We start from the raw sequence: 15700 nt of genomic DNA, 5'->3' as shown, positions 1-15700 counted from the left end.
CTTTCGACGCTATCGGGGAGCGGTGCCGCCGGAAGCGCAACCGCCTTTGCCGTCGCGTCCGTCGCGTGTGTATGGCGACGACGCTATACCGACTCGACGGCTGCCCGTACTGCGAGACGGTCGCGGACCGGCTGGACGAACTCGGCGTCGACTACGAGAGCGTGTGGGTCGAGGCGCTGCACTCCGAGCGCGACGCGGTCAAGCGCGTCTCCGGCCAGCGCGCCGTCCCGGTGCTCGTCGACGACGAGTACGGCGTCACGATGGCGGAGTCCGAACGCATCCTCGAGTTCGCCGAGCGGACGTACGCGTAACCCTGCTCAGGCGTACTCGGCGTAGACGTACATCACCAGCGCGCCCAGTGTCGAGAACACGAGCGGCAGCGCGAACATGAGGATGACGGCCCACAGCGCGGCCGGCTGTGCGGAACCGGTGGCCTCGGGGAACGTTATCTCGCGGACGAAGACGAGGTGCCCGACGAGGCCGGTGGCGACGTAGCCAAACGCCACCGCGGTCCCGACGAGCGCGGCCTCCTCGAAGACGCTGTCCGTCCGGTCGGCCCCGCGCCACCGCTCGACCGCGACGCCGGTGAGGACCAGCGCCGCTATCGGGACGAGGAAGAACACGACGACGGGGACCGACTCGCTCTGTGCCCCGTAGAGAATGTTCCGGTACGGGTTCCCCGAGATGGTCGCGCCGTCGGCCGTGACCAACGTCGGGACGTGGTTCGCGTTGTACACGAGCAGACCGAGCAGGACCGCGAACTCCCGGCGCGAGTCTACGTCGATGGACGACGGGCCGAGGACGAAAAGCAGCGCGAAGACGGCGTACTGGGCCACGAACGCGCCCGCCGCCGCGAGACCCGTCCGGAGCCACGGGAACGTCCGGAGGCTCGCTTTGAGCAGGTACGACTCCCCGCCGGCGTCTCTGTCGGGCGCGTCGGCGGTCGGCGGATCGGTACTCGTCGCGCCGGGCGCGTCGGCCCGGCCGACCGGTTCGCCGTCGGCGTCTGCCTCGTCGTCCGTCACGTGACAACCCTACCCGTAGCAATCCCGAACAGCGAAAAAAGCGTTCCGGTGCCTCGGGTCGCTACGAGTCGCCCTCGAAGTCCAGCGCCGCGCCGTTGATGCAGTACCGCTTGCCCGTCGGCTCCGGCCCGTCGTCGAAGACGTGTCCGAGATGGCCCCCGCAGGACGCGCAGACGACCTCCGTCCGGTTCATCCCGTGGCTGGTGTCGCGCCGGGTCTCGACGTTGCCCGCCGCGTAGACGTCCCAGAAGCTCGGCCAGCCGGTGCCGGACTCGAACTTCTCGTCGCTGTCGAACAGTTCGGCACCGCAACCGGCGCAGGTGAACACCCCGTCGTCTTTGACATCGAGGAGGTCGCTGCTGAATCGCGGTTCGGTCCCCGCTTCGCGGAGGATGCGGTACTCCTCGTCCGTGAGGCGTTCGCGCCACTCGCGGTCCGACTCCGGGTGGTCCCGTTCCGTGTCGTTCATACCACACGTACGGTCTCGCGGCGTATATACCATCGGCCGCTCCCCGCGTCCGCCAGTGTTAGGTCTGTCGGCGTGAAGGGGCGGTATGGGCGATACCGAGCACACCTGCCGGTACTGCGGTGCTGTACTCTCGACGGGTCTCGTCGCTACGGACCGCCGGCACTGCTGTCTCAACGCGACCCCGATAGCCGGCGTCTGTCCGAACCACGGGCCGCTCGGGCCACACGACGCCGTCGAAAAGTGAGCCGCCGGTCTACGCCGCCAGCGCTGCTGCCGCGAGGAACGACCACCGCGTCCCGCTTCGTGACTCCCGTTGCTTGTGTGCCGCTGCCGTCTCGTTTCGTGGGTGTTTCCAGTTCATCACCGTCCGTAGCCTCCGCACGCGGATTAAGTATTCGATTCCCAACAATTTGGGCGGTCGTTCGTGTACGTCCCGGGCCGACTCGGCGGCCCACACTGCCCGCGACGGCACCCACAACCACCGTCCGTGCGAACAGTTGGCAAGATAATACTATAACCCTCCGTCCACTACGCTGTGGTATCCATGAAGAAGCAGGAACTCATCCATCTGCACGGACTCCTCGCACAAGTACAGAACCACTACGAGATCGAGCGCGACACCGTCGTCGCACACGACGAGTACGCGACACTTGGCGTCAAACCCACCTCGATTCACAAGTCCAAGACCGACCACAAGGAAGCGGTCTTCGCACTGTCCCACGGTCTCACCGACGATATGGCCGAGGAAGCCGACGAGCCGCTGACGCTGGCAGCCGACTGAGCCGCCGACGCTTCTCCGACACTCCCCACCGACCAGCCTCCGCTCCTTCCCCGTCGTGTGACTCGGTATCGCAACTCTCGGGCGAACTATACGTCTGGGGACCCAACTACGAGTGTGAGCGAAGATACAGGGCGGCGGAACCTCCGCATGCCTACGAACGACGAACTGTTCGCGGTCGTAACGGAACACCTCGGCGGAAACCACGTCCGACTCCAGTGTGAGGACGGCGAGACCCGGATGGGGCGCATCCCCGGTCGAATGAAGTTCCGGACGTGGATCAACGAGGACGACGTCGTCCTCGCCGAGCCGTGGGACTGGCAAGACGAGAAGGCCAACGTCGAGTGGCGATACGACGGGCAAGACGCCGACCAGCTCCGAGACGAGGGCCACCTCGACTCGCTGAGCGCCTGATTATTCTCTACGCGCCGCGTGCGCGGCACCGCGACGCAGCTACCGTCAAGTTGCACTCCATCCGATGCGGACGAGCGTCTCTATCCCGCTCAATAGCGCTCTGTACCACCTCCGGCGGCGCCCACTCGACAACTCGAGCCACCGTTTCGGTAACTGAGATTATCTTTCCCGATGACACAACGGCCACGTCTTGCGATTCGATGTGTGACGGCGTCACGTCACGTGTGTGGCGTGTGGGGTCGCAACAGGGCGGCTTCGAGACGAGTCATTTATATGTACCCCTCCCATCCGAATGAATGCGAAGGTCGCGCCGGGGAGCGCCCCCGGCCCGACACGGTTCGACCGGCTCGCCGGTCGAATCGTTCGCTCAGAGCGCGCCGCGGTCGCCCTTCGGGGCACCGCCCGTGTTCGAAGTATGAGGATCCCGGCCCTGCGGTCCGCCGTACTGGAGGGATCTGATGTGAGCCCACGGACCCAACAGTCAACATTGGAAGATTCCAATGTGTTACGCTTCCGACGGAGTGATACCACACTCATACGTTGCATCGAGCAACGCCCGCCGCTGACTCAGTCAGCACATTCCGGTTGATCCTGCCGGAGGCCATTGCTATCGGAGTCCGATTTAGCCATGCTAGTCGCGCGGGTTCAGACCCGCGGCATATAGCTCAGTAACACGTGGCCAAACTACCCTACAGACCGCGATAACCTCGGGAAACTGAGGCCAATAGCGGATACAGCTCTCAGGCTGGAGTGCCGAGAGCTGGAAACGTTCCGGCGCTGTAGGATGTGGCTGCGGCCGATTAGGTAGATGGTGGGGTAACGGCCCACCATGCCCATAATCGGTACAGGTTGTGAGAGCAAGAGCCTGGAGACGGTATCTGAGACAAGATACCGGGCCCTACGGGGCGCAGCAGGCGCGAAACCTTTACACTGCACGACAGTGCGATAGGGGGACTCCGAGTGCGAGGGCATATAGCCCTCGCTTTTCTGTACCGTAAGGTGGTACAGGAACAAGGACTGGGCAAGACCGGTGCCAGCCGCCGCGGTAATACCGGCAGTCCGAGTGATGGCCGATCTTATTGGGCCTAAAGCGTCCGTAGCCTGCTGTGCAAGTCCATTGGGAAATCGACCAGCTCAACTGGTCGGCGTCCGGTGGAAACTGCACGGCTTGGGGCCGAGAGACTCGACGGGTACGTCCGGGGTAGGAGTGAAATCCTGTAATCCTGGACGGACCACCAATGGCGAAAGCACGTCGAGAGACCGGACCCGACGGTGAGGGACGAAAGCTAGGGTCTCGAACCGGATTAGATACCCGGGTAGTCCTAGCTGTAAACGATGCTCGCTAGGTATGTCACGCACCACGAGTGCGTGATGTGCCGTAGTGAAGACGATAAGCGAGCCGCCTGGGAAGTACGTCCGCAAGGATGAAACTTAAAGGAATTGGCGGGGGAGCACCACAACCGGAGGAGCCTGCGGTTTAATTGGACTCAACGCCGGACATCTCACCGGTCCCGACAGTAGTAACGACGGTCAGGTTGACGACCTTACCCGAGCTACTGAGAGGAGGTGCATGGCCGCCGTCAGCTCGTACCGTGAGGCGTCCTGTTAAGTCAGGCAACGAGCGAGACCCGCATCCGTAGTTGCCAGCGATACCCCTGAGGTAGTCGGGTACACTACGGAGACTGCCGCTGCTAAAGCGGAGGAAGGAACGGGCAACGGTAGGTCAGTATGCCCCGAATGGACCGGGCAACACGCGGGCTACAATGGTCACGACAGTGGGACGCGACACCGAGAGGTGAAGCCAATCTCCAAACGTGGTCGTAGTTCGGATTGCGGGCTGAAACCCGCCCGCATGAAGCTGGATTCGGTAGTAATCGCGTGTCAGAAGCGCGCGGTGAATACGTCCCTGCTCCTTGCACACACCGCCCGTCAAAGCACCCGAGTGGGGTCCGGATGAAGCCATCATGCGATGGTTGAATCTGGGCTCCGCAAGGGGGCTTAAGTCGTAACAAGGTAGCCGTAGAGGAATCTGCGGCTGGATCACCTCCTACAGAACGGGACTGGGGCTTTGCCCCAGCCCACCTACGTAGTCGGCAAGCGCCGACTGTTGGGCCCGCTGGGCTCACGAGACCTATCCGAGGCGGATACCCCTCACGGGGTGTCGGGTGCAACTCCCGACGGGTCCGTACCTCGTACCGTGTTCGAACCGCTCCCCTTAAGTGTGGGACGTGGCTCGATAGCGGTACGACGACAGATGCACCAGCCCGCGTGAAAGCGAGGCTGGGAAGGGTCGATTCGCCCACCACTCCCACCTTGGGGGCGAGGATGAAACCGTATGTACGTGCGATCCAGGCGTCCACTGGACTCGTTCAGTTCAACGAGTCACAACGACGTTGGCTACTATGCCAGCTGGTGGATTGCTCGGCTCAGGCGCTGATGAAGGACGTGCCAAGCTGCGATAAGCCATGGGGAGCCGCACGGAGGCTAAGAACCATGGATTTCCGAATGAGAATCTCCGACGCAATTGCTTCGCGCAATGAGGAACCCCGAGAACTGAAACATCTCAGTATCGGGCGGAAGAGAAAACGCAACGTGATGTCGTCAGTAACCGCGAGTGACCGCGACACAGCCCAAACCGAAGCCCTCACGGGCAATGTGGTGTCAGGGCTACCCCTCAGCGTCCGACCGTCTCGACGAAGTCCCTTGGAACAGGGCGTGACACAGGGTGACAACCCCGTAATCGAGACCACTACGACGTGCGGTAGTTCCAGAGTAGCGGGGGTTGGATATCCCTCGCGAATCTCGCAGGCATCGACTGCGAAGGCTAAACACAACCTGAGACCGATAGTGAACAAGTAGCGTGAGCGAACGCTGCAAAGTACCCTCAGACGGGAGGCGAAATAGAGCATGAACTCAGTTGGCGATCGAGCGACGGGGCACGAAAGGTCCCGCGACGAATGACCGAGGCGCGAGCCTCCAGTAAGACTCGCGGGAAGCCGGTGTTCCGTCGTACGTTTTGAAAAACGAGCCAGGGAGTGTGTCTGAATGGCAAGTCTAACCCGAGCATCGGGGAAGGCACAGGGAAACCGACATGGCCGCAGTCTTACGACGAGGGCCGCCGTGTTCAAGCGCGGGGAGTCATTCGGACACGACCCGAATCCGGACGATCTACACGTGGGCAAGGTGAAGCGTGCCGAAAGGCACGTGGAGGCCTGTTAGAGTTGGTGTCCTACAATACCCTCTCGTGACCTTCGTGTAGGGGTGAAAGGCCCATCGAGTCCGGCAACAGCTGGTTCCAATCGAAACATGTCGAAGCATGACCTCTCCCGAGGTAGTTCGTGTGGTAGAGCGACCGATTGGTGTGTCCGCCTCCGAGAGGAGTCGGCGCACCTGTCGAACTCCAAACGCACGAACGCTGTCGACGGAGGGATTCCGGTGTGCGGGGTAAGCCTGTGCACCAGGAGGGGAACAACCCAGCGGTAGGTTAAGGTCCCCAAGTGTGGATTAAGTGTAATCCTCTGAAGGTGGTCTCGAGCCCTAGACAGCCGGGAGGTGAGCTTAGAAGCAGCTACCCTCTAAGAAAAGCGTAACAGCTTACCGGCCGAGGTTTGAGGCACCCAAAATGATCGGGACTCAAATCCACCACCGAGACCTACCCGCACCTGTCAGAAGGTGACCGAGTAGATTGGCGCTCTGATTGGATGGAAGCTCGGGCGAGAGCTCGCGTGGACCGATCAGTGACGAAAATCCTGGCCATAGTAGCAGCGATAGTCGGGTGAGAACCCCGACGGCCGAATGGACAAGGGTTCCTCAGCACTGCTGATCAGCTGAGGGTTAGCCGGTCCTAAGTCTCACCGTAACTCGACTGAGACAAAATGGGAAACGGGTTAATATTCCCGTGCCACCACACAGTGAAACCGACGCCCTGGGGTCGACCACGCTGGGCACTCGCCCAGTCGAACCGTCAACCTCCGTGGAAGCCGTAACGGCACGAAGCGGACAAACGGCGGGATAGGGCAACGTGGTTCAACCTGGGGCCCGTGAAAAGGGAGTGTGGTGTCCGTACCGAGATCCGACACAGGTGTCCATGGCGGCGAAAGCCACGGCCTGTCGGGAGCAACCGACGTTAGGGAATTCGGCAAGTTAGTCCCGTACGTTCGCAATAAGGGATGCCTGCTCCGGAACGGAGCAGGTCGCAGTGACTCGGATGCTCGGACTGTCTAGTAACAACATAGGTGACCGCAAATCCGCAAGGACTCGTACGGTCACTGAATCCTGCCCAGTGCAGGTATCTGAACACCTCGTACAAGAGGACGAAGGACCTGTCAACGGCGGGGGTAACTATGACCCTCTTAAGGTAGCGTAGTACCTTGCCGCATCAGTAGCGGCTTGCATGAATGGATTAACCAGAGCATCACTGTCCCAACGTTGGGCCCGGTGAACTGTACATTCCAGTGCGGAGTCTGGAGACACCCAGGGGGAAGCGAAGACCCTATGGAGCTTTACTGCAGGCTGTCGCTGAGACGTGGTCGCCGATGTGCAGCATAGGTAGGAGTCGTTACAGAGGTACCCGCGCTAGCGGGCCACCCAGACAACAGTGAAATACTACCCGTCGGTGACTGCGACTCTCACTCCGGGAGGAGGACACCGGTAGCCGGGCAGTTTGACTGGGGCGGTACGCGCTCGAAAAGATATCGAGCGCGCCCTACGGCCATCTCAGCCGGGACAGAGACCCGGCGAAGAGTGCAAGAGCAAAAGATGGCTTGACAGTGTCCTTCCCAACGAGGGACGCTGACGCGAAAGCGTGGTCTAGCGAACCAATTAGCCTGCTTGATGCGGGCAATTGATGACAGAAAAGCTACCCTAGGGATAACAGAGTCGTCACTCGCAAGAGCACATATCGACCGAGTGGCTTGCTACCTCGATGTCGGTTCCCTCCATCCTGCCCGTGCAGAAGCGGGCAAGGGTGAGGTTGTTCGCCTATTAAAGGAGGTCGTGAGCTGGGTTTAGACCGTCGTGAGACAGGTCGGCTGCTATCTACTGGGTGTGTCTGGTGTCTGACGGGAACGACCGTATAGTACGAGAGGAACTACGGTTGGTCGCCACTGGTGTACCGGTTGTCCGAGAGGGCAACGCCGGGCAGCCACGCGACACGGGGTAAGAGCTGAACGCATCTAAGCTCGAAACCCACCCGGAAAAGAGACACCGCCGAAGGTCCGCGTAGAAGACGCGGTCGATAGACTCGGGGTGTACGCGTCGAGGTAACGAGACGTTGAGCCCGCGAGCACTAACAACCTGAAGCCATCAATCATACGCACTGTGACTCGATTCACCGACGATTCGCTCGTCGGACTGAACGAGTCCAGGCGCAATCTGGATCGCACGTACAAGACACAACCGAGACCGGTATCCTCACGGTTCGACTCCGTGACTCGGCGTTAGGCGGCCATAGCGGCGGGGTTGCCTCCCGTACCCATCCCGAACACGGAAGATAAGCCCGCCAGCGTTCCGGGGAGTACTGGAGTGCGCGAGCCTCTGGGAAACGCGGTTCGCCGCCACCACTCATACTCTCATTCCACTTACACGCCCGCGAGACGCATCCACGCGTCTCGCGCGGGCATCATACTCCACGGCCGAACAGACGCTTCACCCGTCTGTGTCTTTAGGAAGCGCCAGATAGCGACAGCGCGCGGGAAGCGGCCGGGCGAGTCCACCGACGCGTGAGAGCGTTAGTGTTCGACGGTGCGGGTCAGACGCACGTCGCGCGACGACCGGCCGACCGCGACCACGTACCGCCCGGCGTCCACCGTCCAACCGGTCTCAGGGGCGAACCGCTCGAAGGCGAGGTCGTCGAGCGCGAGCGTGACCGTCTCACTGTCGCCGGCCTCGACGCGGACCGATTCGAAGCCGGCTAGCTCCCGGCGTGGCCGCGCGACGCCGTCGACCGCGGGGGGTTCGACGTACGCCTGCACGACTTCGCGGCCGGCGCGGTCGGCGACGTTGGCCACGGTCACGTCGACGGTGCGGTCGTCGCGGACCGTCGCGTCGCGGTACTCGAAGTCGGCGTACGAGCGGCCGTGGCCGAAGGGGTAGGTGGGGTCGGCGTCGGCCGCGTCGAAGTGGCGGTAGCCGACGAAGACGCCCTCGTCGTAGTGGGCTTCGCCGTCGACGCCGGGGTACTGCCGGTCGTCGGTCGCGGGGTACGCCCCTTCGGGCGCGACAGTGACGGGGAGGCGGCCGCCGGGGTCGCGGTCGCCGTAGAGGACGGCGGCCAGCGCGTCACCGTCGGCCTGTCCCGGGTACCACGCCTGCGCGATGGCGTCCACGTCGTCGCGCCACGGGGTCTCGACGGGGCCGCTGGACCGGACGACGACGACGGTCCGGTCGGCCGCGTCGGCCACGGCAGTGACCAGTTCGTCCTGTCGGCCGGGGAGTGCTATCGACGCGCGGTCCTCGCCCTCGGTCGTGGCGTCCCTGACGAGGACGACGGCCACGTCGGCGTCTTCGGTCGCCGCGACCGCGTCGTCGAGCGACGGGTCGGTGTCGGCCTGTGCGAACGCGCCGTCGCCGGCGCCCGCCTCGACGAACGGGAGGCGGTCGAACAGCGACACGTCCCGTATCTCCGGGATTCCCCGGGCGGTCCGCACCCGCCCCTCGGCCCGCTCGCGGACGCCGTCGGCGGGGCTGACGGCGTGGAACGGGGTGGTCTCGGAGGAGCCGCCGCCGCCGAGTTTCGGTTCGTCGACGTGCGGGCCGAGAAGCGCCACGTCGGCGTCGTCAGCCAGTGGCAGTGTGTCGTCGTTGTCGAGCAGCACCGTCCCGCGGACGGCGACGCGCTCGGCCAGCGCGCGGTGGGCGTCGGTGTCGAGTTCGCCCTGTCGGTCGTCGGCGCCGTCCAGCAGACCGGTCTGGGACAGTTGGCCGAGGACGCGGGCGACCATGTCGTTTAGCCGGTCCTCGGGAACCGCCCCGCTGTCGAGGGCGTCCTCGAGCGGGTCGCCGAACAGGCCGGCGTGGCGGGCGTCGGGGATGCCGTCGGGCGGTTCGTAGTCGTCGGGCAGCGACATCGGGACGCCGGGCATCTCGACGTCCAGTCCGGCCGTCGCCGCGCCGACCGTCGTCGCCAGCCCGTACCAGTCGGAGACGACGTAGCCGTCGAACCCCCACTCCCCTTTGAGTACGTCGCCGACCAGCCGCTCGTGGTCGCTCATGTACGTCCCGTTGACGCGGTTGTAGGCGGTCATCACCGAGCCGACGCCGGCGTCGACGGCGGCGCGGAAGGGCGGGAGGTAGAGTTCGCGGAGCGCGCGCTCGCCGACCTCGGCGCTGACGGCGGTCCGGTTCGTCTCCTGATTGTTCGCCACGAAGTGCTTGGCGGTCGCGACGACGCCCGCAGATTGGACGCCGTCGACGAGCGCTGCGCCGAGCGCGCCGGCCAGCACGGGGTCCTCCGAGAGGTACTCGAAGTTCCGGCCGCAGTGGGGGACCCGAACGATGTTCAGACCGGGGCCGAGCAGGGAGTCCTGCCCGTGGGCCACAGCCTCGCGGGCGAGCGCACGGCCCTGCTCGCGTGCCAGTTCGGCGTCGAAGGTCGCCGCCGTGGCGATAGAGGCCGGGAACGCGGTGGCGCGCTCACCCTCCGCGCGGATGCCGAGGGGGCCGTCGACGAGACGGTACGGCGGGATGTCGAGTCGGTCGATGCCGGGGAGGTAGCCGGTCGCGGTGCCGTCGGGGTCGGCCGTGCCGCGGACGAGAGAGAGCTTCTCAGAGCGCGTCAGGTCGGCGACGAGTTCGGTGGCGTTCGCTCGGGTCATCGGATAGCCGTACTTCGGCGCTTCGCGTCTTAGGCATGGCGCCAAAACGCTATCCCCTCGGGGAAACAACCGGGCGACATGGAGAGACGCGACGCGGCTCTGCCGGACGACACCGCCGTCGGACGGGTGGGGCTGACGGTGACTGACCCGGACACGGTCGCGACGTTTTACGAGCGCATCGTCGGACTGACCGAACACCACCAAAACGGTGATCGGACCGTGCTGGGTGACGGCGAGACGGACCTACTCGTACTCGACGAGGACCCCGAGGCGCCCGAGCGCTCACGCGACGAGACCGGGCTCTTTCACACCGCGTTCCGGGTCCCGTCCCGCGGGGCGCTCGGCGACGCCCTCGCCCGCATCGAGTCGGAGTGGCGGCTGGCCGGCGCGTCGGACCACCTCGTCAGCGAGGCACTGTACCTCACGGACCCGGAGGGGAACGGCGTCGAGGTGTACCGCGACCGGCCCCGGGAGACGTGGGGTGAGACGCCCGACGGCGGCGTCGAGATGGCGACGGAACCGCTCGACACCGACGCGCTCCGGGCCGACCGCGACGGCGGTGAGGCCGCCCCGGTCGGGACCGATATCGGCCACGTCCACCTCGAACTGTCCGACCTGTCGGCGGCGCGCTCGTTCTACCTCGACGGCCTCGGACTGGGGCTGCGGGCGACGTATCCCGACGCCCTGTTCATGGCCGCCGGCGGCTACCACCACCACGTCGGCGCGAACGTCTGGAACAGCCGGTCGGGGCCGGGCACGGGTCGCGGGCTCGAGTGGTTCGAGGTGGTCGTGCCCGACCGCGAGGCGCTGGCGGCGGTACGCGACAGCCTCGACGCGGCGGGGTACGACCCCCGCGACTGCGGGGACGGGCTGGCCGTGACCGACGCCGACGGTATCACCGTTCGCGTGCGCGTGGCGTCCTGACGGCGCACGCCCGTCTCACCGGCCGCTCACTCCACGTCGGCGAGCGTCCCGAAGTCGTCTACGGGGACGACCGAGTAGTCGATGTTGAGGGTGTCTTTCGTCGCGCGAATCTTCCCGACGAACGTCGATATCTCTTCGAGGGTCCCCTCCAGCACGAACAGTTCCATACACCGGTGTTCGCCGACGTGGCTGTGGAAGTTCGAGGCCACCAGCCCCTCGTGTTCGTGGCGCAGGTGCATCATCTTCTCCTCGACACTGGTGGTCTCGAAGTCGAACAGGACGGTGACGATGCCCATCAGCTCCCGGCCTTCGAGCCGCTTGTCTTCGAACTCGCCCAGCAGATTCCGGCTCGCTTCGCGGATTATCTCGCTGCGGCCGGTGTAGCCGTGTTCGTCCGCGAACTCGTCGATTCGTTCGAGCAACGCTTCCGGCATGGAGACGCTGACGACTGTCATGTATTAACCGACGCTCGGTAATCTATTAATTATTACCGAACTGCTCTGCGGCGAACGCGTCACCTCGTTCCGCCCTCACTCGGCGGAAAACTTATAGGCGGCTCGTAACTCCGACCAAACACATGACAGCGAACGTCGAGACGGACGTCAACCGACCGTACGTCCCGGGGGAGGGGGCGCGGGTGACCGCCGAAATCGAGGTCGAACCCGGACGCCAGACGGAGCGCCCGACCCGGCAGATAGCGCTCTGTGTCGACGCCAGCGGGTCGATGGCCGGCGACGAGATAGCGAAGGCCCGCGACGGGGCCGAGTGGGTGTTCGGGCTCCTCGACGCCGACGACTACGTCTCCGTCGTCGCCTTCGACAGCGAGGTCGAGACCGTCCTGCCGGCGACTCGGTGGGGGGACATCGACCGCGAGACGGCCGTCGACCGCGTCGCCGATATCGCCGCCGGCGGCGGGACGGACATGTACCGCGGCCTCGTCGCCGCGAAGGACTCGCTGCGGGACCTCCCGCTCGACGACAGCACGGCCCGGCGGGTGCTGTTGCTATCGGACGGCAAGGACAACAGGCACGACCCGCCGGAGTTCGCGGAACTGGCCCGCGAGATAGACGGAGAGGGCATCCGAATCAAGTCCGCCGGCATCGGGAGCGACTACCGGAAAGAGACCATCCGGACGCTCGGCACGACCGCCCGCGGGGAGTGGACCCATCTCGACTCGTCGGGCGACATCGAGGACTTCTTCGGCGACGCCGTCGAGGAGGCCGGGACCGTCGTCGCGCCCGACGCCCGCCTCGAACTCGACGCGGCCGACGGCGTCGAGGTCAGCGAGGTCTACCGCGCGCTACCACAGACACAGGAAGTCGCCCCGGAGTGGGAGGACAACACCGCGGTCGTCCGGCTACCCGACCTCGTCGAGCGCGAGACCCAGCGGGTTGTCCTGAAGATACACGCGCCGGCCCGCGATATCGGGCGCGAGGCGACGCTCGCGGACGTGACGCTGACCGCGCGCGGGCAGACGGCGACCGGGGCGGTCACCGTCCGCTACACCGACGACGAGGCGAAGCTCGCGGCGCACAACGAGGCGGTCGACGTGGACCACCGGCAGACGGTCATCCGGACCGAACTCGGCAAGGGAAACGTCGCCGAGGCCCAGACCCAACTCGAACGGATGACCCGGATACACGGCGCGGACACGCGGGCCGTCCAGTCGGCCGAGCGCGAGACGGAGATCGTGATGGAGGGGGGCCGAGCCGAGCAGAGCGAGGCCACGAAGATAGTCACCGACGAGGGGTTGGAGCAGTGAGCGCGGGACCGCGGCGTCACGCGAGCCAACGCGGTGCATTCCCGGCGTGACATGACGTGGGAGCCAGCGCCCGGTGACGTCATCGCCGGCCGCTACGAACTCGACGAGTTCCTCGGCAAGGGCGGGTTCGCCAAGGCCTACCGGGCCGTCGACACCGAGGGCGGCGACACCGTCGTCCTGAAACATCCCAACTACACCGAGTCGTCGAACGACCCGGGCGTCATCGAGGAGTACTTCCGCAAGGAGGCGGCCTCGCTGGAGCGCATCAGCGCCGCCGGCGGCCACGAGAACGTGATGGACCTCTACGAGACGGTGGCCGAGCGGGACGTGCCCTTCCTCGTGGTCCAACTCGTCGAGGGCGGTATCGAACTGGACGAGGTCATCGCGGAACACGGCCCCATCGAGGACACGGAGCGGGTCCGGCGCATCGGCATCGACCTCTGTGACGCGATGGGATTTCTCCACGAGAACGAGATCGTCTACCGCGACCTCAAGCCCGAGAACGTGATGCTCACGCCCGACATCACGCCGACGCTCATCGACTTCAACACGGCCACCGGCTTCGACGCCGACGGCGACCCCGCGACGGGCAACTCCGGGACGACGATTCTGGGGTCGTTCAAGCCCCGAGAGGTCGCGGAGGCCGGCCGGACCGACGTGCGACAGGGGCCGTGGTCGGACGTCTACTCCATCGGGAAGATACTGCTCTTCCTGCTGAAAGGCAGCGTCCCGAAGAAAGACGGCGTCGACCCGCGGCGGTTCGGCGCGGACTGCGAGGATTACCTCGCCGAAATCGTCGAGCGCGCCACCCAGTCCGACTACCGCTACCGCTACCGGAACGCGACTGTCCTCAAGGAAGTCCTCGAAGCCAAGGACCCGACGCCGCCGGCGACGGCCTCGGTCGTCTACGTGCAGGCCGACACGCGGTTCACCGTCGAACCCGGCGACACCATCGGCCGCGCGGGCGCTAGCGGGCCGCGGGCCTCCATCACCATCGACGACCCGCAGGGCGAGTACATCTCCTCGGTGCAGGTCCAGTTCGACACCGACGGCGGCGACTGGCACCTCCACGACCGGAGCCTCAACGGCACCTTCGTCCAGAAGGGGGCCGGCTGGCAGCGCGTCCTCTGTGCGGCGGGGCGCGAGCGCCTGCGCGAGGAGGGCGAGGACCCGACCGACAGACACGGCGACGTGCCGCCCGAATCGGTCCGGCTCCGGGAGGGCGACCTCGTCTCGCTGGTCCACCCCACCTACGGCGTCACCTTCGAGTTTCACCCCGACTGACTATGCGATACAGCACCAACTACGACATCGGCGACCGGAAGCGCGGACAGGGAATCAACGAGGACAGCCTCTCGGTGCTCGTCTTCGAGGAGGGACACCGCGACGGCTACCGCGGGCAGACGCGGACCCCCCCCGACGCGAGCGAGGGCGAGGCGGTCGACGGGGAAGGCGAGACGGACGCCGCCGACGGACCGGAAGCGGTCGGCGAGACAGCCGGGAACAGCGAGCAGGTCGAGAGCGACGAGACGGCCGACGACGAGGCCCGCCCGGCGAACCGCTCGGCCGGCGTCTTCGTCGTCGCCGACGGGGCTGGCGGCCACGACGCCGGCGACGCGGCCTCCTACATCGCGACGACCGTCGCCGCCGAGCGACTGGGTGCTATCGCGGTCAGGGCGGCCCGACAGCGCCCGACCCAGTTCGACGTGGACATCGGCCCCGACTCGCTGCCCGACACGCTGGGGGAGGCCGACATACAGGCGGCCATCGAGAACGCGGTCGTCGAGGCCCACCGCGAGATACTCCGCTACGCCGCCGACGCCGGCACGCAGTCGTACACGACCGTCGTCGCGGGGGTGTACGCCGACGGCCACCTCCATCTCGGGTGGGTCGGCGACAGTCGCGGCTACCTCGTCAACGGGGCCCGCGAGTCGATAGTTCCGCTGACGAAAGACCACGCTGTTGTACAGGAGCGCGCCGACGAGGGCGAGATAGACGCCGTCGAGGCCCACGTCCACCCCGACGGGAACGAAATCACTCGCGCGCTGGGCGGCGCGGGCCGCGAGGACCCGACCGACGCGGCGGTCCCGGTCGACACGCGCAGCGTTCGCCTCTACGCCGAAGATACGGTGGTCCTGACCAGCGACGGGCTGGTCGACGCACAGACCGACGCGCCGCAGTTGTACCGGGAGTACCTCGACGCCGACCGCTCGGCGGCGATGGCAGAGACGGTGCGGGAGGCGGTCGTCACCGACGACGAGATACGCGACGTGGTGCTCGACGCGGCCTCGCTCGACGACGCCAGTCGGACGTACGTCTCGCTGGCGAACGACCGCGGCGGCAAGGACAACGTCTCGGTCCTCCTGTTCGCCGACGACGCCCTGCCGTCGACGCCCGAGCGCGGCGGGCTCCCCGTCCGGGCCGTCGACCCCGACACGGACATCGCGGACCGCGACACAGTAATCATGACTGACGAGTGACCGGTTCGGCGGGGGTAACTGTTTTCTTTCTCTG

Annotated in this window: 12 protein-coding genes and 3 rRNA genes; 11 read left to right on the top strand and 4 right to left on the bottom strand. The window is 65.6% G+C overall.

What is annotated here, in order from left to right:
• The first annotated feature begins 71 nt into the window (after positions 1-71).
• Complete coding sequence (locus ACV7JO_RS07515; protein ID WP_470355721.1) at positions 72-311, top strand: glutaredoxin family protein; 240 nt, start codon at positions 72-74, stop codon at positions 309-311.
• Positions 312-317: 6 nt separating this feature from the next.
• On the opposite strand, the gene ACV7JO_RS07510 is transcribed toward ACV7JO_RS07515, so the two are convergent.
• Positions 318-1025, bottom strand: a complete 708-nt coding sequence (locus ACV7JO_RS07510) for a DUF7978 family protein (protein ID WP_470355720.1) — start codon at positions 1023-1025, stop codon at positions 318-320.
• Positions 1026-1086: 61 nt separating this feature from the next.
• Complete coding sequence (gene msrB / locus ACV7JO_RS07505; RefSeq protein WP_470355719.1) at positions 1087-1494, bottom strand: peptide-methionine (R)-S-oxide reductase MsrB; 408 nt, start codon at positions 1492-1494, stop codon at positions 1087-1089.
• An 85-nt stretch (positions 1495-1579) separates the two neighbouring features.
• Here msrB and ACV7JO_RS07500 point away from each other — a divergent pair, with 85 nt between their 5' ends.
• The 6 genes from ACV7JO_RS07500 (at position 1580) to rrf (ending at position 8247) form a co-directional block, all read left to right on the top strand.
• Positions 1580-1738, top strand: a complete 159-nt coding sequence (locus ACV7JO_RS07500; RefSeq protein WP_470355718.1) for a hypothetical protein — start codon at positions 1580-1582, stop codon at positions 1736-1738.
• Between the two features lie 300 nt (positions 1739-2038).
• Complete coding sequence (locus ACV7JO_RS07495) at positions 2039-2275, top strand: UPF0058 family protein (protein WP_470355717.1); 237 nt, start codon at positions 2039-2041, stop codon at positions 2273-2275.
• 114 nt (positions 2276-2389) lie between these two features.
• Positions 2390-2686, top strand: a complete 297-nt coding sequence (locus ACV7JO_RS07490; protein WP_470355716.1) for a translation initiation factor eIF-1A — start codon at positions 2390-2392, stop codon at positions 2684-2686.
• 578 nt (positions 2687-3264) lie between these two features.
• A 16S ribosomal RNA gene (locus tag ACV7JO_RS07485) occupies positions 3265-4735 on the top strand.
• Between the two features lie 338 nt (positions 4736-5073).
• A 23S ribosomal RNA gene (locus ACV7JO_RS07480) occupies positions 5074-7997 on the top strand.
• Between the two features lie 127 nt (positions 7998-8124).
• Positions 8125-8247, top strand: a 5S ribosomal RNA gene (gene rrf, locus ACV7JO_RS07475).
• Together the 16S, 23S and 5S rRNA genes form the textbook arrangement of a ribosomal RNA operon.
• 168 nt (positions 8248-8415) lie before the next feature.
• On the opposite strand, the gene ACV7JO_RS07470 is transcribed toward rrf, so the two are convergent.
• The gene (locus tag ACV7JO_RS07470; protein WP_470355715.1) at positions 8416-10500 is read right to left on the bottom strand and encodes a beta-glucosidase; all 2085 of its coding nucleotides are present in this window, start codon (positions 10498-10500) and stop codon (positions 8416-8418) included.
• A 78-nt stretch (positions 10501-10578) separates the two neighbouring features.
• Here ACV7JO_RS07470 and ACV7JO_RS07465 point away from each other — a divergent pair, with 78 nt between their 5' ends.
• The gene (locus tag ACV7JO_RS07465) at positions 10579-11424 is read left to right on the top strand and encodes a VOC family protein (RefSeq protein WP_470355714.1); all 846 of its coding nucleotides are present in this window, start codon (positions 10579-10581) and stop codon (positions 11422-11424) included.
• 26 nt (positions 11425-11450) lie between these two features.
• Here the strand turns inward: ACV7JO_RS07465 and ACV7JO_RS07460 are convergent, their stop codons facing one another.
• Complete coding sequence (locus tag ACV7JO_RS07460; RefSeq protein ID WP_470355713.1) at positions 11451-11879, bottom strand: CopG family ribbon-helix-helix protein; 429 nt, start codon at positions 11877-11879, stop codon at positions 11451-11453.
• Positions 11880-12001: 122 nt separating this feature from the next.
• On the opposite strand from ACV7JO_RS07460, the gene ACV7JO_RS07455 reads away from it, so the two are divergent.
• The 3 genes from ACV7JO_RS07455 to ACV7JO_RS07445 are packed head-to-tail and all read left to right on the top strand — an operon-like array spanning position 12002 to position 15666.
• On the top strand, positions 12002-13186 hold the full coding sequence (locus ACV7JO_RS07455; protein WP_470355712.1) for a vWA domain-containing protein: 1185 nt from the start codon (positions 12002-12004) through the stop codon (positions 13184-13186).
• Positions 13187-13237: 51 nt separating this feature from the next.
• Positions 13238-14470 (top strand): serine/threonine protein kinase, encoded by a 1233-nt coding sequence (locus ACV7JO_RS07450; RefSeq protein ID WP_470355711.1) that lies wholly within the window; start codon positions 13238-13240, stop codon positions 14468-14470.
• A 2-nt stretch (positions 14471-14472) separates the two neighbouring features.
• Entirely contained in the window at positions 14473-15666 is a 1194-nt protein-coding gene (locus ACV7JO_RS07445; RefSeq protein ID WP_470355710.1) for a PP2C family protein-serine/threonine phosphatase, read from the top strand.
• Positions 15667-15700: the final 34 nt, after the last annotated feature.

This window comes from Haloarcula sp. MBLA0138, from assembly GCF_055632455.1.
This window is presented reverse-complemented; position numbering and strand designations above follow the sequence as displayed.